The sequence below is a fragment of the Janthinobacterium sp. BHSEK genome (assembly GCF_056174685.1).
In genome coordinates this window covers 1-20,639 of record NZ_JBWBYV010000050.1, presented here as the reverse complement: position 1 = coordinate 20,639, position 20,639 = coordinate 1, and the positions used below count along the sequence as shown (strand labels likewise).

19 protein-coding genes are annotated in these 20,639 nt (G+C 62.6%); 11 read left to right on the top strand and 8 right to left on the bottom strand.

What is annotated here, in order from left to right; all coding sequences use genetic code 11:
* Window positions 1-18 precede the first annotated feature (18 nt).
* Window positions 19-222 carry a DNA-directed RNA polymerase subunit omega gene (rpoZ, locus tag AC0V2Y_RS18120; RefSeq protein WP_010400723.1) on the bottom strand — a complete coding sequence of 68 codons (204 nt, stop codon included), beginning with the start codon at window positions 220-222 and terminating at the stop codon, window positions 19-21.
* A gap of 58 nt (window positions 223-280) precedes the next feature.
* Window positions 281-919, bottom strand: a complete 639-nt coding sequence (gene gmk, locus AC0V2Y_RS18115; protein ID WP_080753685.1) for a guanylate kinase — start codon at window positions 917-919, stop codon at window positions 281-283.
* A 211-nt stretch (window positions 920-1,130) separates the two neighbouring features.
* Here gmk and AC0V2Y_RS18110 point away from each other — a divergent pair, with 211 nt between their 5' ends.
* Window positions 1,131-1,541, top strand: a complete 411-nt coding sequence (locus tag AC0V2Y_RS18110) for a DoxX family protein (RefSeq protein ID WP_475416855.1) — start codon at window positions 1,131-1,133, stop codon at window positions 1,539-1,541.
* Between the two features lie 11 nt (window positions 1,542-1,552).
* Here AC0V2Y_RS18110 and AC0V2Y_RS18105 read toward each other — a convergent pair whose 3' ends face one another.
* Window positions 1,553-2,443 (bottom strand): YicC/YloC family endoribonuclease, encoded by an 891-nt coding sequence (locus AC0V2Y_RS18105; RefSeq protein WP_326456708.1) that lies wholly within the window; start codon window positions 2,441-2,443, stop codon window positions 1,553-1,555.
* A gap of 302 nt (window positions 2,444-2,745) precedes the next feature.
* On the opposite strand from AC0V2Y_RS18105, the gene rph reads away from it, so the two are divergent.
* The 3 genes from rph (at window position 2,746) to hemW (ending at window position 5,468) form a co-directional block, all read left to right on the top strand.
* A complete protein-coding gene (gene rph / locus AC0V2Y_RS18100) occupies window positions 2,746-3,474 on the top strand; it encodes a ribonuclease PH (protein WP_046685905.1) in 729 nt (242 codons plus the stop codon).
* Window positions 3,475-3,612: 138 nt separating this feature from the next.
* Entirely contained in the window at window positions 3,613-4,197 is a 585-nt protein-coding gene (gene rdgB / locus AC0V2Y_RS18095) for an RdgB/HAM1 family non-canonical purine NTP pyrophosphatase (protein ID WP_475416856.1), read from the top strand.
* Window positions 4,194-5,468 (top strand): radical SAM family heme chaperone HemW, encoded by a 1,275-nt coding sequence (gene hemW, locus AC0V2Y_RS18090; protein ID WP_475416857.1) that lies wholly within the window; start codon window positions 4,194-4,196, stop codon window positions 5,466-5,468. The genes rdgB and hemW overlap by 4 nt, the downstream gene beginning before the upstream one ends.
* Here the strand turns inward: hemW and AC0V2Y_RS18085 are convergent.
* The 3 genes from AC0V2Y_RS18085 to AC0V2Y_RS18075 form a co-directional block, all read right to left on the bottom strand.
* Window positions 5,465-6,640, bottom strand: coding sequence for a tetratricopeptide repeat protein (locus AC0V2Y_RS18085; protein WP_475416858.1), 1,176 nt, complete (start codon window positions 6,638-6,640; stop codon window positions 5,465-5,467). The two genes, hemW and AC0V2Y_RS18085, sit on opposite strands and share 4 nt — an antisense overlap.
* A 142-nt stretch (window positions 6,641-6,782) precedes the next feature.
* Complete coding sequence (locus tag AC0V2Y_RS18080; protein WP_475416859.1) at window positions 6,783-8,531, bottom strand: methyl-accepting chemotaxis protein; 1,749 nt, start codon at window positions 8,529-8,531, stop codon at window positions 6,783-6,785.
* A 122-nt stretch (window positions 8,532-8,653) separates the two neighbouring features.
* A complete protein-coding gene (locus tag AC0V2Y_RS18075; RefSeq protein ID WP_475416860.1) occupies window positions 8,654-9,727 on the bottom strand; it encodes a patatin-like phospholipase family protein in 1,074 nt (357 codons plus the stop codon).
* Between the two features lie 203 nt (window positions 9,728-9,930).
* Between AC0V2Y_RS18075 and AC0V2Y_RS18070 the strand changes: the two genes are divergently transcribed.
* Window positions 9,931-10,788: a hypothetical protein gene (locus AC0V2Y_RS18070; protein WP_475416861.1), complete on the top strand. Its 858-nt coding sequence runs from the start codon at window positions 9,931-9,933 to the stop codon at window positions 10,786-10,788.
* 145 nt (window positions 10,789-10,933) lie between these two features.
* On the opposite strand, the gene tal is transcribed toward AC0V2Y_RS18070, so the two are convergent.
* Window positions 10,934-11,869 (bottom strand): transaldolase, encoded by a 936-nt coding sequence (gene tal, locus AC0V2Y_RS18065; protein ID WP_099666887.1) that lies wholly within the window; start codon window positions 11,867-11,869, stop codon window positions 10,934-10,936.
* 228 nt (window positions 11,870-12,097) lie between these two features.
* Between tal and AC0V2Y_RS18060 the strand changes: the two genes are divergently transcribed.
* Genes AC0V2Y_RS18060 through AC0V2Y_RS18035 form a run of 6 tightly spaced genes read left to right on the top strand, consistent with a single transcriptional unit; the run spans window position 12,098 to window position 19,573 of the window.
* Window positions 12,098-14,875 (top strand): type VI secretion system Vgr family protein, encoded by a 2,778-nt coding sequence (locus tag AC0V2Y_RS18060; protein WP_475416862.1) that lies wholly within the window; start codon window positions 12,098-12,100, stop codon window positions 14,873-14,875.
* Between the two features lie 47 nt (window positions 14,876-14,922).
* The gene (locus AC0V2Y_RS18055) at window positions 14,923-15,822 is read left to right on the top strand and encodes a DUF4123 domain-containing protein (RefSeq protein ID WP_475416863.1); all 900 of its coding nucleotides are present in this window, start codon (window positions 14,923-14,925) and stop codon (window positions 15,820-15,822) included.
* Entirely contained in the window at window positions 15,819-16,439 is a 621-nt protein-coding gene (locus AC0V2Y_RS18050; RefSeq protein WP_475416864.1) for a DUF3304 domain-containing protein, read from the top strand. Before AC0V2Y_RS18055 ends, AC0V2Y_RS18050 begins: the two co-directional genes overlap by 4 nt.
* Window positions 16,436-18,535 carry a T6SS phospholipase effector Tle1-like catalytic domain-containing protein gene (locus AC0V2Y_RS18045; protein ID WP_475416865.1) on the top strand — a complete coding sequence of 700 codons (2,100 nt, stop codon included), beginning with the start codon at window positions 16,436-16,438 and terminating at the stop codon, window positions 18,533-18,535. Before AC0V2Y_RS18050 ends, AC0V2Y_RS18045 begins: the two co-directional genes overlap by 4 nt.
* Window positions 18,536-18,548: 13 nt before the next feature.
* Window positions 18,549-19,076 (top strand): hypothetical protein, encoded by a 528-nt coding sequence (locus AC0V2Y_RS18040; protein WP_475416866.1) that lies wholly within the window; start codon window positions 18,549-18,551, stop codon window positions 19,074-19,076.
* A gap of 38 nt (window positions 19,077-19,114) precedes the next feature.
* Window positions 19,115-19,573 (top strand): DUF3304 domain-containing protein, encoded by a 459-nt coding sequence (locus AC0V2Y_RS18035; RefSeq protein WP_475416867.1) that lies wholly within the window; start codon window positions 19,115-19,117, stop codon window positions 19,571-19,573.
* Between the two features lie 143 nt (window positions 19,574-19,716).
* Here the strand turns inward: AC0V2Y_RS18035 and AC0V2Y_RS18030 are convergent, their stop codons facing one another.
* Window positions 19,717-20,571: an SIS domain-containing protein gene (locus tag AC0V2Y_RS18030; RefSeq protein WP_034750862.1), complete on the bottom strand. Its 855-nt coding sequence runs from the start codon at window positions 20,569-20,571 to the stop codon at window positions 19,717-19,719.
* Window positions 20,572-20,639: the final 68 nt, after the last annotated feature.

Genomic DNA, 20,639 nt, shown 5'->3' with positions numbered 1-20,639 from the left:
CGGCACGCGGGTTCCCACTTACATCGGGACCTTTTTCAGCATTTCGATGCCGACTTTACCGGCAGCGATTTCGCGCAGTGCGACGACGGTAGGCTTGTCCTTGGCTTCCACCTTAGGGGTGTGGCCTTGCAGCAACTGACGTGCGCGATAGGTCGCAGCCAGGGTCAGCTGGAAACGGTTAGGGATCTGCTTCAGGCAATCTTCGATTGTGATACGGGCCATAGTAACTCCTAAAATTTTTGCGTGGTGCTGTGTGAACTGGCGTGCCGTTGCAGCGTTTTTACTCTGCGTGCAGGCCCAGCTGGGCGAATAGCGATGCGTTGCGGGCCGCTTGTTGCGCAAACCGGCAACGGGCCGCTCTCACGATCGCGCTCAGTTCGGACAAAGCGACCGTAAACTCTTCATTGATAATAACATACTCGAACTCGGGAGCGTGTGCGATTTCGCCGCCGGCCGCCAGCAGGCGGCGCGTGATCACGTGCGGCTCGTCCTGGCCGCGCTTGTTCAAGCGTTCTTCCAGTGCGTCGATCGATGGCGGCAGGATGAAAATGCCGGCCGCGCGGGGGAATTGCTTGCGCACCTGGCGCGCGCCCTGCCAGTCGATTTCCAGCAGGATATCGGTGCCGGCGGCCATTTGCTGTTCCACCATGATGCGCGAAGTGCCGTAGTAATTGCCATGCACTTCCGCCCATTCCAGGAATTCGCCCTGGTCGGCGCGCGCGACAAAGTCTTCCGCCGTCGTGAAATAGTACTCGCGGCCGTGCTGCTCGCCCGGACGGGGTGCGCGGGTGGTGGTTGAGATCGACAATTTGATGCCGGGCTCTTGCGCCAGCAATGCATTGACCAGTGTCGATTTGCCGGCGCCCGATGGCGCGGCGACCACGAACAGGCTGCCGGAGAAGGCGGTAGGGTGGCTCATGCGGATCTTTCCATATGCGTGTGATGGCGGCGTGTGCGCTTGCATGGGCGCCGCCCAATTCGGTATTTTACCAAGAGGCAAGGCGGCGAGCCAGCCCCGCGATGCGCCTGGCCGCCGCGCCTGCGCATATTTTGCTTGTTATCTTGAGGAAATAGTTATTTAATTTGGAATGCTTTTTTCTTGATAACTATTTTATCGACAGGATGCGCGCATGAAAAATTTCCCGTTCCTCAGTGTTGCCCAGGCCATGCTGTTGCTGCGCGTGGCCATCGCCGTGATGTTCATGGCGCACGCCGTCACGCGCATCGCCAACGGCACCATTCCCCGTTTTGCCGGTTTCCTGGAAGACAAGGGATTTATCTATGGCCTGGCCGTGGTGTGGGCGATTACCGCCGTCGAGATCGTTTGCGGCAGTTTGCTCATCGCCGGCAAATACATGCGCTGGGCGGCGGCCGGACTGATGCTGATCTGCATCGGCGGCATCGTCATCGTGCATGCGGCCAAGGGCTGGTTCGTGGGCGAGCATGGCGCCGGCGGCGTCGAATACAGCATCGTGCTGTTTGTCGCCTGCGTCGTCATCGCCGCCAGCGACAGGGGGCGCGCCGCAACGCGCCTGGCCTGAGATCGGAGCGCTTACTCCAGGTTCTGCACCTGTTCGCGCATCTGCTCGATCAGCAGCTTCAAGTCCATCGAGGCATCGGCCAGCTCCTTGACGGAGGCCTTGGCGCCCAAGGTATTGGCTTCACGGTTGAGTTCCTGCATCATGAAGTCGAGGCGCTTGCCCACTTGGCCGCCCTTGGCGAGGATGTGGCGCGTTTCGCCCAGGTGGGCCGACAGGCGCGCCAGTTCCTCCGATACGTCGATGCGGATGCCGTACAGGATCACTTCCTGGCGGATGCGTTCCATGGCGTCCTGGCGCGACAGGGCCGAATTCGAGCCCTGGCTGGCCAGGCCCAGCGCATCCTGCATGCGCTCGATGGCTTTTTGCTGGAAGGCCGCCACCACTTGCGGAATCAAGGGGGTGATGCGCTTGACGATGGCTTCCATCGCTTCGATACGCGACACCAGCACCGCTTCGAGCGCGGCGCCTTCGCGCTTGCGGCTGTCGACGAAGGCGGCCACGGTGCGCTTGGTCAGCGCGCCCACGTCCGCCTGCAGCGACTCCTGTCCCACTTGCGCTTCTTCGATGACGCCAGGCCAGCGCAGCAGTTCAGCCACCGTCATGACGGGGGCGGAGACAAAATGCTGGCCCACTTCGTTTTGCAGGCGCGCCAGTTCCGCCAGCAGGGGCACGTTCAGCGCCTGTGTGCCGGCGGTCGCAGCCTTGCGGCCAAAGCTCAGGCGTACCTCGACTTTGCCGCGCGTGATGGCGGACATGACGGCGGCGCGCAAGTCGGGCTCCAGGGCCCGCAGATCGTCGTTGATCCGGAATTGCAGGTCGAGAAAGCGCGAGTTGACGCTCTTGATTTCAATTGTCAGTGTGCCTGCAGCACCTTCGCTGGTGGCAACCGCGTAGCCTGTCATGCTTGAAATGCTCAAAGGATTCCCCGATTTGATCTTGTATACAGTCACTTATACACTTAATCAGCCAGCGCAGGCAATACCGCCCGCGCCGCAAAACAGGACCGAAGTGCCCGATGGCCTGAAAATTGCTGAATAGTGTGCGTTTTACGGCATTGTAAAGAAAATTGTGTTTGGCGGGGCAGGATTGTAGGGATCATGTGTGCACCGCCCGCCATTGGGTCCGGCGCTGTTGCATGACTGCAAATAGACGGGCGCACGGTGGTAGAATCGCTGCCGCAACCCCAATCACACAGGACATCCCCATGACATTCGAATCCCGCCCGAGCGGCCGCGCCGTTGACGCGCTGCGCGCCATCCGCATCACCCGCCAGTACACCAAGCATGCCGAAGGCTCGGTGCTGATCGAGTGCGGCGACACCAAGGTCATCTGCACCGCCAGCATCGAAGACAAGGTGCCGGGTTTCCTGAAGGGCAAGGGCCAGGGCTGGTTGACGGCCGAGTACGGCATGCTGCCGCGCTCGACGCATACGCGCATGGACCGCGAAGCGGCGCGCGGCAAGCAGTCCGGCCGCACGCAGGAAATCCAGCGCCTGATCGGCCGCTCGCTGCGCGCCGCCTTCGATCTGCAGGCGTTCGGCGAACGCACCCTGCACCTCGATTGCGACGTGATCCAGGCCGACGGCGGCACGCGCACGGCCTCGATCACGGGCGCCATGGTGGCCGCGTATGACGCGTTTTCCCAGCTGCAGGCGCGCGGCGCGATCGCCGCCATCCCCGTGAAAAGCTTCGTCGCCGCCATCTCGGTGGGCGTCTACCAGGGCATGCCGGTGCTGGACCTGGACTACGTCGAAGACTCCGGCTGCGACACGGACATGAACGTGGTGATGACGGAAGCGGGCCACTTCATCGAAGTGCAGGGCACGGCCGAAGGCGCGGCGTTCGACCGCGCCGGCATGAACCGCCTGCTGGACCTGGCGCAGGGCGGCATCGCCGACCTGATCGCGCTGCAAAAGCAAGCTCTCGGCATGTAATCTTTACCTGGATTTACATGTCATTGCCCGCCGCGCCGGGCAAAAAGCCCACACCTGCCGCCGTTGAGCGCGGCGGCGGGCGAAGGTGAGGGGAGCGCAAAAGGTTTACAATGTCGGCACTTCAACCGGACTACTGACATGACCCAACGCCTCATCCTCGCCTCCAACAACGCCGGCAAGCTCAAGGAATTCAACGAGCTGCTCTCGACCATCGGTTTTTCCGTCCACGCCCAGGGCGAGTACGACGTACCGGAAAGCGAGGAACCGTTCCACACCTTCGTTGAAAACGCCCTGCAAAAGGCGCGCCACGCGTCGCGCCTGACGGGCTTGCCGGCGCTGGCCGACGATTCCGGCGTGTGCGTCAATGCGCTGGGCGGCGCGCCGGGCGTGTACTCGGCCCGCTATGCGGGCGAGCCGAAATCGGACGCAGCCAACAGCGCCAGGCTGATCGCCGACCTCGAGGCGCATGCCGACAAGTCCGCGTATTACTACTGCGTGCTGGTGTATGTGCGCCATGCGGACGACCCGCAGCCCGTGATCGCCGACGGTCGCTGGAACGGCGAGATGATCGCCACGCCACGCGGCAATGGCGGCTTCGGCTACGATCCGCATTTCTTCATTCCCGCGCTGGGCAAGTGCGCGGCCGAACTGACGTCCGATGAAAAGAACGCGCTGTCGCACCGCGGCCAGGCCCTGCGCGCGCTGGTGGAAAAGCTGCGATGATCCCGATCAAACTGGTGGGCGCCGTTGCCAAGTCCGCAGCCAGGCCCGGAGCCGCCCCCGCGCCGCAGGAAGGCCTTTCCGGTGCGGCCGGGGCGGCCCTGAAGTACCTGCAGCCGGGCGCGCTGAACCTGACGGCGCTGCCGCCGCTGTCGCTGTACATCCATTTCCCGTGGTGCGTGAAAAAGTGCCCGTATTGCGACTTCAATTCGCACGAGGTGCGCGGCGACTTGCCGGAAGCCGAATACCTGGCGGCCCTGCGGCTGGACCTGGAAATGGCGCTGCCGCTGATCTGGGGCCGCAAGATCCACACGATTTTCATCGGCGGCGGCACGCCCAGCCTGATGTCGGCGGCGGGCCTGGACCGGCTGATGTCGGACGTGCGCACCCTGCTGCCATTGGAGCCCGATTGCGAAATCACCATGGAAGCCAATCCGGGCACCTTCGAGGCGGAAAAATTCAAGTCTTACCGGGCCAGCGGCATCAACCGCCTGTCGATCGGCATCCAGAGCTTCAATGGCCGCCACCTGCAGGCGCTGGGGCGCATCCATGACGACAACGAGGCGCGCCGCGCGGTGGAGATCGCGCACGCCAACTTCGACAATTTCAACCTCGACCTGATGTACGCGCTGCCCACGCAAACGCTGGACGAGGCGCGGCAGGACCTGGAAACGGCGCTGTCGTTCGCGCCGCCGCACCTGTCGCTGTACCACCTGACGCTGGAACCGAACACCCTGTTCGCCAAGTATCCGCCCGTGCTGCCGGACGACGACGAGAGCGCCGACATCGCCGACATGGTGGCCGCGCGCGCCGCGCAGGCGGGCTACGGCCGCTACGAAGTGTCGGCGTATGCGCAGCCGGGCCGCCAGGCACGCCACAACCGCAATTACTGGGAATTTGGCGATTATCTCGGCATCGGCGCGGGCGCGCACTCGAAGATTTCGTTCCCGCACCGCGTGCTGCGCCAGGCCCGCTACAAGCAGCCGCGCGCCTACATGGACGCGGTACTGGCCGGTAATCCGGTGCAGGAAGAGCGTGAATTGGCGCGCGAGGAAATGGGCTTCGAATTCATGCTCAATACTCTGCGCCTGACGCAGGGCTTTGCGCCGAACCTGTTCGCCGAACGTACGGGCCTGGCCCTCAACGCCATCGAGCAGCCGCTCAATGCGGCCGAAGCGAAAGGCTTGCTGTACCGCGATCACCAGCTCATCCGTCCGACGGAACGGGGATTGTGCTTCCTGAACGACCTGCAGCAGATGTTCCTGGAAGATTAATGCGTGGTGACGGCGCGCAGGCGCTGCAGCTTGGCCGCATACAGAGTATGGTCGCCGCGCGTGGTGCTGTTGTTCATCGCCAGTTCCAGCTGCTTGCCGGCCTGCTCCATCTGGCCCAGGCGCGCATAGGCTTGCGCCAGCCAGAAGTGGAATTCGTGGTAGTACGGGTCGCGCGCGATTTCGCGTGAAAACAGCTGTATCGCCTGGACGTAATCGTTGCGCTGCATGGCCGCCTTGCCCAGGTTGAAGTAGTGGAAGGGCGGCTGCGGCTGCAGCGCCAGCAGGCGCCGGCGCAGCGGCAGTGCTTCTTCGGGCAGGCCGGATGCTTCCAGCGCCTGCGCCAGGTTCGACAGCAGCACCGTGTTGTCCGGCGCGCGCGTCAGCGCATGGGCGAAAGTGCGTCGCGCTTGCGCCAGGTCGCCATGGCGGAACTGGATCACGCCCAGGGTGTTGTAGGCGCCGCTGAACGAGGGGTCTTGCAGCAGCGCTGCCCGGGCCCACCAGTACGCCTGGTTCAGCTGGCCCTCGCTCATGGTTTCGGCGGCGCGGTTGTTCATGTACATGGCGCGCACGGTCGCTTCGTCGAGTTCTCGCGTGCGGTAGCCGCCCATTTCCGCGGACGGCAGGAAATCGATCACCATCATGCCCTTGGCATCGTACCTGCCGGATTTGTCGTCCAGCCGCTGGCCCAGTACCAGGTTGACGTGTCCGGCGACAAAATACATGTCGCCGCTGCGGCTCCAGCTTTCTTCACCGAGCACCTCCTGGTAGCGCACCTGCAAGCCCATTTCATGTGCCAGCGCCGCCGTCATGATCACCAGCGACAGGCAGTTGCCCTGACGCGCGGCGAACGTTTCGCGCGCATTGCGGGTCATGGCCGCATCGTACTCGAGTTTCAGCCTGCTCTTGTCGTACAGGGCGTCATACAGGGCCGCGCGGTCATTCTTGTTGCGCGCTTCGCGCCGCACTTGCGTGCGCACATACTGGCGCATGGTTTCGTCGATGGCAAAGACCTGGCTGGCGTCGATGGCGGCGGCGGGCGCGAAATCGCTGTCGTTGAAGATGGGGGGCAGGCTGACGGGCGGTGCTACGCTGCAGGCCGCCAAAGCGCCGCAGAGCAGGGCGGCGCCCAGGCGCTTGAAGCAAGGGGCGAAAACAAGATAGGGGCGCATGGTCTCTCCCTGGAGGCGCCGGCTGTCTCATGTCGCGGTGGCGCGCCAGTCCCACCTGAAACCAGTATCGGCGCGCCGGCCGCCGCTGTCAAATACTTTCAGCGGCCCGCGGCGGGCGTATCGGCGGCGGCGATCATCGCGCTTAAAACTCCTCCCAGTCCTGCTCGCCGGCGATGTGCGATGGCGTTTTGTGCGCCGCGGCGCCGGCTGTCTTGGGGGCCGCCGGCTTGCCGGCCGTGGCCTTGCCGGCTGCGGCCAGGGATGGACGTGGCGCGAGTTTTTTCGTGGTGACAATGGCGGCCTTGGCCGGCCGCGCGGCGCGCACCGGCGCCGCCGTGGCCACGTGCTCGAGCTGGAAGCCTGCCGCCACCTGCGCCAGGCGCGCCGCCTGGTCCTGCATGCTTTCGGCTGCCGCTGCCGCTTCTTCCACCAGGGCCGCATTTTGCTGCGTCACCTGGTCCATCTGCGCGATGGCCTGGTTGACCTGGTCGATGCCCATGCTTTGCTCGGCGCTGGCGGCAGTGATCTCGGCCATGATGTCGGTGACGCGGCGCACGCTGTCGACCACTTCGCCCATGGTGCTGCCGGCCTGCTGCACCAGCCGCGTGCCGTTGTTGACCTGTTCCACCGAGTCGCCGATCAGGGTCTTGATTTCGCGCGCCGCGGCGGCCGAGCGCTGCGCCAGGCTGCGCACTTCCGTGGCGACGACGGCAAAGCCGCGCCCCTGCTCGCCGGCGCGCGCCGCTTCGACGGCTGCGTTCAAGGCCAGGATATTCGTCTGGAAGGCGATGCCGTCGATGACGCCGATGATGTCGACGATTTTCGTCGATGCCGTATCGATGGCGCCCATGGTGTCGACCACCTGGCTGACGATGCTGCCGCCCCGTTCGGCCACGCCGGAGGCGGCCACCGCCATCTGGTTGGCCTGGCGCGCATTGTCCGCATTCTGCTTCACGGTGCTGGTCAGTTCCTCCATCGAGGATGCCGTCTCTTCCAGCGAACTGGCCTGCTGTTCCGTGCGCGCCGACAGATCCTGGTTGCCGGCGGCGATTTCGCCCGACGCCGTGGCGATCGCGTTGGTGCCCGTCTGCACTTCCGACACCACCTTGCGCAGCGCCTCGTTCATGCCGTGCAGCGCCCGCATCAGGTCGCCGATTTCATCGCTGGCAGGCGTGCCGAAATGCGTGCGCAAGTCGCCGTCGGCCACCGTTTCGGCCACCTTCACGGCGGCCTTCAACGGCTGCGTGATCGAGCGCGTGATCAGCCAGGCGCAGACGCTGCCCAGCGCCACCACCAGCGCGCACAAGGTCAGCAGCAGTGTGAAGCTGCGCCCGTTGGCTGCCTCGATCGCTTGCGCCGTCGTGTCGATGGCCTGGCGCTGCTGCGACAGCAGGGCCTTGACGTTGTTCTGGTACTTGGCGGCGGCCGGCGCGAAGCTGTCGCGGTAGGCGCTTTCCGCCTGCGCCGCGTTGCCGGCCTTGCGCGCATTCATCACCAGGGTCTTGGCATCCTGGTACTTGACACGTTCGGCGATGGACGCCTTGAAGATGGCCTTTTCCTCGTCGCTGTCGAGCAGCGTCTCGATTTTCTTCAGCAGTTCGCCGCCCTGTTTGGTGCTGTCGGCGATGGTCTCGGCAAACACGTTCGACAGCGTTTCATCCGTGCTCCTGGCGATCATCGAGGTGCGTGCGATGGCCGAGTAAATCAGCACGTACCAGTCCGATACGAGGCGTTCCTTGGCCAGCGGCTTTTCCATCATTTGCCGCGTCGCTTCGGCATTCACGTGGGCGCTGTACAGCGCGTACGAGGTGGAAATCACGGACAGCAGCAGCACCAGCGCGAAACCTGCAGCCAGGCGCGTGCCGATACGGAGGTGGGAGAGGGCGTGCATGGTCGGAACTCCTGTCGCAGAGGGATTAAAGATTGCCTGTGCGACATAGTATGCACTGATAAGTGACCAAGAAGCGAGGGAAAAGCGCGCTTGTCTTTGCGCCTGTTGCAGCCACGCCCGTGCTACAGCTCGCCCGCCTGGCGCAGGTCCGGCCGCTCGGCCCAGCGGGCGAAGGCGGCCGCCATGCGCTCGCTTTCCGCGATGGCGCGGCGCCAGTCGCGCATGCGCGCCGCATGGTCCTGGCCGTAATGGGAGAAGTCGCGCCGGTCCGGCAATTTGCCGTTGGGCAGGCTGGCCACGAAGCCGGGCGAGGGCGAGACGAGGATCATGTTGTCGAGTGCGCTATCGCCGCTGCGCGCGCGGCGCCAGGGCATGGCCTTGTCCAGCCAGCCCGGCACGATATGGTCGGCGAAGTGCGGGTACAGCACCAGGTCGGGTTCGCGCTGGTAGGGCAGGTGCAGATGATAGTCGACCAGGCCGCCGTCCCAGTAGCGCCCGGGCGGCGCGCCGGCGATGTCCGTGACCGCGTCGAGCACCAGCGGAATGGAGCCGGAGGCCAGCAGCGCGTCGCGCAGGTTGTCTTGCGCCAGCGGCACGAAATGCGAATGAAAGGCGTCGAAGCGCGAGCGCAGCCAGCTGGCGCCGTCCGGCCCGGCATGGAACACCGCGCGTTCCAGCGAGGCGGCCAGCCGCGCGCGCGCCACGGCGTTGCCGGCGGCCGCCAGCACGAAGCCGCGCCGGTCGCGCCATTTGCCTGGCTGCGCCAGCGCGCCGATGCCGCGCACGGCCAGCACCGACAGGCTGTGCTGCGCATGCCGCAGCAGCTGCGCGTCCTGGCCATCGAGGACGGCGTCGAGCAGGGCGCGGCAGGTGCGGCTCACGTGCGCCGCGGCGGGCTTGTCGGGATAGCGCTGGCCCACGTATTCGCGCACCAGGCGGCGCTGCGCGGCCACCGGGTCGGGAAACACGGCGGCGGCCATGCGCCAGGCGCCGATCGAGGCGCCGACGAACTGGCGCGGGCGCGGCGCTTGCCGCAGGAAGTCGCCGAACAGCCAGCAATCGAGCTGGTGCAGGATCAAGCCTTTCGGCCCGCCCGCGGCGGCAGGCACGATGGCGACGTCAAGCGCGCGCAAGCCGTGGTCGGCGATGCGGGCGCGGGCGCGGCGGCCCAGGCGGATGGTGATCGGTGATTGCATGAGTAGTCGCTGGCGGCCTGTAGCCAGGTATTTTACCGCCAGCGCGGCGTCACGACACAGATGCGCGCGTGATGGTCGCATTGTTAGCATTAATAAATTTCTTTCAGGCAACCATTCTCTTGAGAAATGTTGCATAATATTGGACGTTGAATTTTTGGCATGTGCCAAGGATTCCTTATGTCTTGCTTTTTTATTGGAATCGTATGCAACTGAATCACGCTTTTGTTCTGACCCTGATCGCCGCTTCGCTCGCCGCTTGCGGTGGCGGTTCTTCTTCCCCATCCGACACGGCGGTTGCCGTGAATACGGCCAAGCCTGCCGATCCGGTGGCGCCGGTCGTACCCGTCGTACCCGTCGTGCCAAAGGCCACCGGCGACAACACGGGCGCCGTCAGCGCGCGCTTTGTCAAGGGCGACAGCGCCCGCTTTGTCTTTACCGCAATCGGCTTGCAGAGCAGCGGCAAGGCCGGCACGCTGGTGCAGGATGCGTCGGGCGCGCTGAGCGACATCAACGGCATCGTCTTCACCGGCAATCCGGCCGTGACGCGCGAAATCAGCGGTGACGCTGCCTTTGCGCAGGGCCGCTGGTTCAAGGGGACGTTTACCAACGCCTTTGGCGCTACCAGCCTGACTGGCAATAACGCCAGCGCCCATTACGTTGCCTACAATGCCCTCGCTGCGCTGCCAGCCAGCGGCACGCCGACCTGCGATGCGGGCACGTTCACGGCGCCTGCCTACACGGGTGGCGCCAACGTGTCCTCGGATGCCAATTTCGGCACGGCCAGCGGCACGGCCAGCGTGTCGTTCGATGCCTCCGGCGCCAAGGTTGTACTGGCCATCGACGCCAGCGCCGGCGGCAGCACGGGCAAGGTGAGTGCGTCGACCAGCATGGCGTCGGCGGCGTCGAGCAGCATCACCGGCGGCTACCTGTCGAACGGCACGGGCGCGCAGCTGATGCTGGGCGACGGCGGCGCTGGCCGCTACCTGCTGATCGCGGCCTACAAGGCGCAGCTGGCGAATGGCGCCAATTACCAGGGCGTGGCCACCTTCCGCTGCTCCTGATGACGCCTGACGGCACCTGCTGCGCGTCGTGATTTGCGGCCGCTCGCAATGGTGCTGTCAGTCGCCTTGGGGCAATGAGGACGACTAAAATAAAAAAGCGGCGCCGTGCAATGCACGAACGCCGCTTTTTTTACGCGTGCCGGAATTAACGCAGCGCCGCGATCATCTGTTTCAGCTTGCCGGAATCGACGCAGAAGGCGCGGATGCCTTCGGCCAGTTTTTCCGTCGCCATCGCGTCTTCATTCATCATGAAGCGGAAGGCTTCCTCGTTCAGCGACATCTGCACGATGTTGGTCGATGGCGCCGCTTCGGCGCTCAGCTTGCGCTCCACGGGCGCATCGCTGTCGGCCAGCTTTTGCAGCAGGTCGGGGCTGATGGTGAGCAGGTCGCAGCCGGCCAGTTCGAGGATTTGCGAGGTGTTGCGGAAGCTCGCGCCCATTACCTCGGTCTTGTAGCCGAACTTGCGGTAGTAATTGTAGATGCGGCGTACCGATTGCACGCCCGGGTCTTCCGCGCCCACATAGTCGATGCCCGTCGATTTCTTGTACCAGTCGTAGATGCGGCCGACGAACGGGGAAATGAGCTGCGCGCCCGCTTCGGCGCAGGCGATGGCCTGGGCCAGCGAGAACAGCAGGGTCATGTTGCAGCGGATGCCTTCCTTTTCCAGGATGGCGGCGGCGCGGATGCCTTCCCAGGTGGAGGCGATCTTGATCAGCACGCGCTCGCGGGCAATGCCGGCGTTCGAATACAGGGCGATCAGGTCGCGGCCCTTGGCGACCGTGCCTTCCGTGTCGAACGACAGGCGCGCATCGACTTCGGTGGAGACGCGGCCGGGGATGGTTTGCAGGATTTCCACGCCAAACGCGATCAAGAGGCGGTCGATGATCTCGGCGGTCGAGGCGTTCGGATGGTCGCGCACGGCCTTTTCCAGCAGCGGCTTGTATTCATCCTTCTGCACGGCCTTCAGGATCAGCGACGGATTCGTCGTCGCGTCGCGCGGCGTGTAGGCCTGGATCGATTGGAAGTCGCCGGTGTCGGCCACCACGGTAGTAAATTGCTTCAGTTGTTCGAGTTGGTTCATGGCTGCACGGGAAAGAGTGAAGGGGCTTGCCGAAGTATTGTACCGAATCCATCGCAGGTGGGACCCACTATTGTCTTGTCTGTGCATTACTTGTTCAATTGAATCTTGCTTTTTTAAGAACTCGCGCATAATTGCCTGGACTTGTTTAATTTGCACATTGTTTTTATAAGCAATATGCGATGCCACACTCCAGATGAAGAGCATCTTTTGACACAAGATATCGTTAGCATGGTAGGCGCCTTCAACGGCGCGACACGTCTGTATGCACTGTCCATCGGCAAGGATGACCAGGACAGCGGCCTGCTGGTCGAAGCCTTTGCCGCCGACGAGCGGCTGCAGGAAGTCGGCGCGCGCGACATCATCGCCTTGTCCACCAGCGCCCATGTCGCGCTGGCGTCCCTGTTGGGCCAGCCCGCCAGCCTGCAGATCAGCCTGGCCGACGGCACGCGCACGCCGTTTTCCGGCTACATCAGCGCCGCCGCCATGCTGGGCAGCAATGGCGGACTGGCGCGCTACCGGCTGCGCATCACGCCGTGGCTGTGGCTGCTGACGCAGACCCGTAACAGCCGCGTCTGGCAAGACAAGAGCGTGACGGCCATCGTCGACGCGGTATTGTCGGCGTATGCGCCGCACGCGCGGTGGCGCTGGAGCGACGAGGTCGCCTCATTCATGCAGGACGCTGGCGAACGCAGCTATTGCTGCCAGTACCGCGAATCGGACTATGATTTCGTGCGCCGCCTGCTGACGGAAGAAGGGCTGGCCTGGCGGTTTGATGGTCAGACCTTGCTCGTCTTTGCCGACAGCAGCCAGGCTTGCGCCACGCCCGAGGACGCCAGCAGCGCGCAAGGCGGCGGCTTGCGCTTCCATGGCGCGCGCGTCGGCGAGCCGGGCGACACGGTGCAGGCCTTGCGCGCGCGGCGCAGCCTGCAGGTGGGCTTGAGCAGCGTGCTCAGCTACGATTACAAGGCGAAGAAGGCGGTCGCCGCCAGCGTGCCGACCAACATGGCACTTGGCGGCAAGAATGCGCCGGTGCTGGAAAGCTACGATACGCCGGGCCAGTACTGGTACGCCAGCGCCGCCCAGGCGCAGCGCTACGCGCAGCTGCGGATGCAGGCCCACGAAGCGCGCGCCCAGCTGTGGCAAGCCCGTTCGACCGTGCGCACCCTGCGCGCCGGCACGCGTTTTACCCTGACGCAGGGACCATTGCCGCCAGCCGACGGTGCTGCGCCCGAGTATGTCGTGCTGCGCGTGGCCAGCATCGGCGTCAACAACCTGCCGCTGCCGGCGCTGGAAGGACTGGCGGAACTGTTCGGCCCGCTGCCGGAATTGCTGGAAGAAACCGTGGCGCAGTGGGGCGCAGGGTTTCCCGATGTCGCCGCCGCGATTGCCCAGGCGCAAGCCAGCGGTTATGCCAACTGCATCGAGATGATCGATGCTGGCACGCCATGGCGTCCGCTGCACGATGGCCAAGATGCGCGCCAGCATGCCACGCCGACGGCCCTGGGCAGCCAGAGCGCCATCGTCGTCGGCGCCGACGGCAATGACGTGGCCAGCGGCGCCGATGAGATTTACTGCGACAAGCTGGGCCGGGTGCGCATCCGCTTTCACTGGCAGCGGGAGACGGGCGCGACCTGCTGGGTGCGGGTGGCGCAGCGCGCGGCCGGCGGCGGCATGGGCAGCCAGTTTTTGCCGCGCATCGGCCAGGAAGTGCTGGTGCAATTCCTGGAAAACGATATCGACCGGCCCATCATCATTGGCGCGCTGTACAACGGCCAGGGCGAGGGCGGCAGCGTACCGACGCCGGGCGGCATGGCGCGCGATCAAAACGACGCCGGCGTGTTCCAGCCGGCGCACGACCACGCCATCGCGGGCCAGGGCAATGTGGCGGGCGGCAACAGTCCGCTGTGGCATGGCGCCGCGGGCAGCAGCGCGGCGCATCGGAATGCCAGCGCGCAATGGGGCATCCGCAGCAAGGAATTCGGCAAGGCGGGCGGCATGGCCGGCTACAACCAGCTACTGTTCGACGACACCGACCAGCAGGGACGCATCCAGCTGAAAAGCAGCCACGCGGCCAGCGAACTGAACCTGGGTCATCTGCTCCACGGCGCCGACAACTACCGGGGCAGCCTGCGCGGCGCCGGCGCCGAGCTGCGCACCGATGCGTATGGCGCGCTGCGCGCCAAGGCGGGCTTGCTGGTGAGCAGCTATGTGCTCCGGCACGAGGCCGCGCAACGCGATCCGGCCGGCGACAATGCCGGCGGCGTCGCGCTGATGAAACAGGCGGTGCTGCTGGGCGAAACGTTCAGCCAGGCTGCCGCCACGCACCAGACGGTGGCCTACGCCAGCCATGTCGGCGCCAGCGCGCCGAATGCCAGCGAACTCGACGACCAGGCGGCGCCCTTGAAAGCGTTGCTGGCCAGCGTTTCCGGCATGCATGAACAGTTGCCGCACACAAAGGACGCCATCATCGCGATTGCCGCCAGGGCCGGACTGGGCGTTGTCGCGGGGCAGGATATGCAACTGGCCAGCGGCGAAACCGTCACCATGATGAGCGGTCAGGATACCCAATTCACCGGTGGCGGCCAGTGGCGCGTGCACGCGGGCCAGGCCATCGGCGTGCTGGGCGGCGTGGTCAAGGCGGGCGAGAACGATATCGGCCTGCAGATGATTGCCGCGAGTCAATCTATCGACGTGCAGGCGCAGGCCGACGTGCTCAACGTGCAGGCGCGCGACGAGATCAACGTCATCAGCGCCAATGCGCATGTGGACTGGGCGGCGGCGAAAAGCCTCCGCCTGTCGACGGCGGGCGGCGCCAACATCACCATCGAGGGCGGGAACATCACCATCCAGTGTCCTGGCAAGATCACCATATTTGCGGGCAAGAAGAGTTTTATCGGGCCGACACGGCTCGCTTATCCATTGCCCAGATTTTCTCGCTCCATATGCAAACGATGCAGGCTTAACGCAGCCGAATCAGGTTCGCCTTTCTCTATGGTGAATGAATGATTGGCAAAAAACAACCGTTAGAGGAGCATGAATAGGTGAGTATTAATATGTTTCCCGCCGATTGGAAAGCGTCATTGCACACGCGCTTGCAGGCGTTTCGCTGCCAATTTCCCGACGCGCACCTTTATGCGCTGGTCGATGGTGTTTTTGACGAGTCGTGTTATCCATTGCTTCAGCGCGCGCAGCATCTGCGATATGAGGCGTTGTTTGCCAGTACGCCAAGTGCGAATGAAGAAACTTTGTCCATCTCGCCGCTGCTGGTTGAATTTAACGATGCAGGCCGTTTTACCTGGGAACGGCTGCTTGAGAAAACCAATGCTCATCCCGCGCTTAGTTTTATTGTCACGCCGGAGCCGTTGCAACAGCTGGCGGCCCGTTTGGCCGCTTGGTGCATCGTTGATGCCGCAGACTATACGGTGGCATTGTCGTTTGCCGATACCCGCATTTTGCCGCAGCTTTTCAAGACCTTGACGGCGCAGCAGTTGGGCCAGTTTTGCGGGCCGGCATACCATTGGCAATATGTCACCCGCAAAGGCGAGTGGGGTGATTTGACTTTGCCTGATGAGGCGCTTCCGGCCGCGGTTGGAATATCGTTAAGCGAGCAGCAATGCGCCCAACTGATGCGGGCGGCGGAAGGCGACGGTATCCTGTTCCAAGTGCGCGCGACCAGCCCTCGCTTGTTGGAGCCCCATACTGCAGAACAGGCCCATGCCCTGGTCGAATATTGGCTGGGTTGTGCCGATCATGCGCGGCTTGAAGCACTGCCAGACCGATTTGACGTATGCATATTTGGCCTCGAAAACCCAGGCCTGGAAGCGCGGCCGCAACTGGCATCCTGGCTAGCTGAATCTGCACGGGCGCAAACGCCAGCTGCGCTGTTTGAACTTTGGATGACGGAGCAATCCTCTGTCGATGTGCCGACCTTATTGGTGGAGACAAAGTCATGATTATCTTGTTCAGACGGTGGCTGCGGCGAGGTGTCTTGCTGGCCGCATGTTTACCCGGTGTGGCCATGGCCGCGAGCATTCAGGCGCTGAATTATTCTTCGCGCGAAGTCGATTACATCGCGGTTGAAAATCCGGGCAATACGAACAGCGGCGGCGGTGGCGATTCGATCCGTCCATACGGGCAGGGCGGATCGATATGCTGTTTCAGCGTGCCGGAAAAGTGGCATGCGGATTTGAAGGTGGTGGTGGTCTATCAGCTGTCCCCCGACCCGACCTTTCATCGCGCGACGGTCAGTGTTCCCCCGTATCCGGATGGGAAGGCGGGCGATATCTGGCTGATCGTCTATGTAGATGGCAGCGTGGGGGCCGTGGTGTCGCATTATGGACCGAGCCGACCGGAGTGGCCGGGGAAAATCAAGGGGTATCCGGTGCCGACGAAGGAGTATCGGGACGAGCGCCGTAGGCAGAAATTGAAGAGGGAAAAAGCGACATTACTTACGCTGGAAAGGACATTGTTGCGTGACGTCAATGTTATGTCAGTTGATGACATAAAGGAGACTCAAGAAATAATTGAATTCCAAAGAAAGCTCATCCAAAGTCTGGAAGGAAATCCATGACTGCCTTCTTGTCAAAAATTTATTCCATTGAAAAAATTGACCCGTCTGATCATGACCGTTTTTTTGACGGAATTGGTGAGATGAAAGAAATTGTTAAATCTGCCAAAGCTCGTGAATGCCCTGACCCAGGCTTTCCCCCCTCATGCGATGCGAATCTGTTTTTCGGTTTCTTCTTCGACGGCACCAACAATAATATGAAGCGGGATGTGCCGTTTCACTCGCACAGCAATGTGGCGCGTTTGTATAGTGCATTTCCCGGCGGTAAAGATACGCATGGCAGCGAGGCCTGGCCGGACCTGGAAACAAAATATCACAAAAGTTACTTTCGCACCTACGTCCCCGGGGTCGGTACACGCTTCGACGAGGTTGGCGATACGGGCGAGGGATTTAGCGTCCTCACCAGCGACCGGGCACGCGGCCTGGCCTTCGCCTACAAGGGCGAGAATCGCATCATCTGGGCATTGGTGGAAGCACTCAATAATGTACACAAATATTATACCGATACCCCCTTGGTGGATGATAAGACGTTTAAAAAGGACTTCAATACGCTCAGCTTGCCCAGCAAAGTGCAGCCTTCACCGGCGCTGGTGAGCGCTTTTACGCAAGCAGTGCAAAAGCTGCACAGCAATTTGCGGCCATTTGTGCCGGTTGGGGCGCCGGGGAAAGACGCAGAGAAAGGCACGGTGATCAATATTTTCGTGTCGATGTTCGGTTTTTCACGCGGCGCGGCCGAAGCGCGCGCGTTTGCCAACTGGTTTATCTGGTTATGCAAGCTCGATGCGCAACTGACCGCTAGCAAGGGAGCCAAACGCGAGCTGAGTCTTGGCACTATTGAGGTGACGTTTGACTTTATGGGCCTGTTCGATACCGTCGCTTCGATTGGCTTGGCGGCTTCAGCACCCCTCCTGAACGTGGTGGTGGACGGACATGGTGGCTGGGCCGACACCGAAGTGTCGCTCAAAATACCCACGGCACCGGGGCCAAGCAAGTGCCTGCATCTGGTCTCGGCGCATGAAGTGCGCCGGTCTTTTCCCTTGGACTCCGTTGCTCACCTGGGCAATATTCCCGCCAATTGCACGGAAATTGTTTTTCCTGGCGTTCACTCGGACATCGGAGGCGGCTATTTGCCGCAAGAACAAGGGCGCGGTACAGATCCAAGCGGAGGCGACTTGATGTCGCGCATTACGTTGGCCACGATGTACCGGGCGGCGCGCGTGGCCGGGGTGCCGCTGAAGCTGGAAGAGGCCAGTGAAAAGACGAAGCGGGCCTTTCGCATCGATCCGCGCACAATAGCCACCTTCAATGCGTATATCGGCTTTTGCCATGCGCAGCAAGGAGCTGAGCCATCATTGCGGCTCCATAGGGTCATGGAATTCCAGCACATGCTGTACATACAGTGGCGCAAGAAAGTGCTAGGCAAGATGGGAGATTTGCCGAATGTCAAGAATCTGGCAACAAGCTATAAAAGCGGGAAATTCGATTTTACTGATCTCACGATGGCGGACAAAGAGCTGGAGGAAGAGGTTGCTAGCTTTGAGAAGTGGCGCATCGACCAGCGCACGAGCAACAGTAGAGGGCAACCCCGTAATCCCGAATGGAAACCTATCGCCGAATTTTGGGACAAACCGGCGCTACCTGCCGAAGTAAGCAATTTTTTTGAACAGTTCGTACATGACTCGCGCGCGTGGTTCAAACCGCTGGGGAAAGACATTCCCGACTTGTGGTATGCGCTGGAATTGCTTTTGGCGCAGGAAGAGCGAGCCCGTGACTGGGAGAGCGGACAGGATGCCGACCCTGGTAAACCCAATCCCTATAATTTGAGCAAGGCTGAAAAAGAGCAATTGCTGCGATACAAAGCGGTCAAAGGCACCGAAAATGAAATGGATGCGATCGAGCCGGACAAGGGCGGACGCGAGAGCAAACTCATGGGCGGTGGCTACTTGCGTTTCCGGCGGATTTACATGGGATCGGATAGCTTCAAGCCGTCGGGCGCTCAGTATGCGGGTATGCAGCCTGTTTTGCACAAGGAACAGCGCGGTATCGCGATGGCCCAGCACAGATCTGCCGATGCGGTGGAGCAAGCGAAGACGGTGTAAGGCAAGCTAAGTCATGGAGCTACCCGTGCGCTGGGCCGATACGCGCATATTGCCGGCCCTGCTGGCAGCCTTGACTGAAACGCAGTCTGCGCATTTGCTGAGCCCCATCTACCGCTGGTGGTCGCTGCGGCGCGATGGTTCGTTGGTCAGTTGGCAGGGCACGGCAGAGGCCAAGCCCGCCTCTGCGGAATTTGATAAATTCCCCCTCGGCGACACCGCCTTTGCCGCCCTGGTGGATATCGCCGAAGCCGACGCCATCCTGGCCAATCTGCATGATGTGCAGCCGGACCTGTTTCATTCCGGCACCCCAGCCGAGTGCCACGCGCGCGTGGCGCGGCATTTACTAGTGGCAAGCGCCAGCGGCATCGAGGCGGCAGGCCAGCGTCAGCATTTCAGCGCCCTGGCCTTGATGCTGGCCGACGATTTTACCTTGCATCCTGCTATGGCTAGCCTGTTGCGGCGCACGCGCCAGGGGGCGAATTACCTGTCCGAGCTCGACACGCTGCCCAACGATTTCTGGCAGGCGCGCTCGGCTGCCTAGCCTTGTTTCTTCGACTGCTTACTTTGATAAAAGGAAAAATGATGAAATGGATTATGTATCTTGGCACGGCCTTGCTGCTGAGCGGCTGCGCCCTCAAGGCCAGGCAGGTTGATGAGGCCGGCCCAAGCCCTACCGCGACGGCGCAGGTGGGTATTGTCAACCATACGGGGAAGTATATTTATTCCGCATCGGTTGATGGGGCGGGAGGAGCCAATATGGCCAGGTGGGGAGCGGGGGGAGCCGAAGTTTGCTGCGCATCCATCCCGCGGGTATGGTATCCGGGAATGATGGTGCTGGTGCGATGGAATATGCCTGAAGGGCATACCGATGTTGTCAAAGAAAAAATGGTGGAAGTGGAAAAATACGATGAGCCGGGAGATATCTATATGCACTTTTTCCCCAACGACGAGGTGAGAGTGGTTGTGTCCAATGCAGGAGGAGGTAGCAAAACTCATCCGATACGTCACCATGGGAAACCAAAGGATCCCAATTCTTAGAGACACGGATGATGGGACGGTCTTGCGATGCAAAGGCTGCCGCGGGTACCGGTTCCCCATGTGAGATCAAGGAAGAGACATCCTGATCCAATGGAGATGTTCGGATAAGGAACGGCTCCGGCGTGGCTGGCGCCGATGGAGGATCAGCCGATGAAGGAATCGAATTGCATGTCGAATTCCTGCAGCGCCTTTTGTGCATTTTGCATCTTCTTGCGGAATTCCGGCCCGCGCTGCAGGGCCAGGCCCACTGCCAGCACGTCGATCACGACCAGGTAGGCCAGGCGGGCGGAAATCGGGGTGTAGGGGTCGGTGTTGAAGACCAGGTCGATCGGGATCAGCACGGTGGCCAGGTCGGCCAGCGGCGTGCCCGATGGGGCCAGCACGACGACGTCGGCGCCGCCGCGGCGCGCCAGTTTCACGGAGCGGACCAGGGCGGGGCTGTTGCCGCGCTGCGAGATGGCCACCAGGCAGTCGCCGCCGCGCAGCAGGGCCGCCGCGATGCTGTGGATGTTCGGGTCGCTGTAGGCCACCGTCGGCACGCCCGAGCGGAAGAATTTGTGTTGCGCGTCGGCCGCCACGATGCCCGACGTGCCCTGGCCATAGAATTCGATCTTGCTGGCGCGCGACAGGATGTCGAGCGCGCGCTGGATCGCTTCCGGGTTCAGGTTGTTGCGCAGGTCGAGCAGGGTGTTGATCGAGCGGCTGCAGATCTTATTTACCAGGTCGGCCGCCAGGTCGTCCTGCGCCGGCTGCTCGTTCGCGCCCGGCATGGCCAGGGCCAGGCCCTGCGCCAGTTTCAGCTTGAATTCATGCCAGCCGTCATAGCCCAGGGTGCGGCAAAAGCGCACCACGGTCGGTTCCGACACCTGCGCGCTTTTCGCCAGCGCCGTGATGTTCTGGCTGACCGTCTGGTTGGGCTGGTCAAGCACGGCCAGCGCGACCTTTTTCTCCGACTTGGAGAGCGAATCGAGCTGGGTGCGGATGGAATCGAGTAGCATTGATTGATCTTCTGGCAGTAATGCCGTAAGTTTGCGTCCTTTTCACCCCAAAAGCAAAGTTCCGGGGT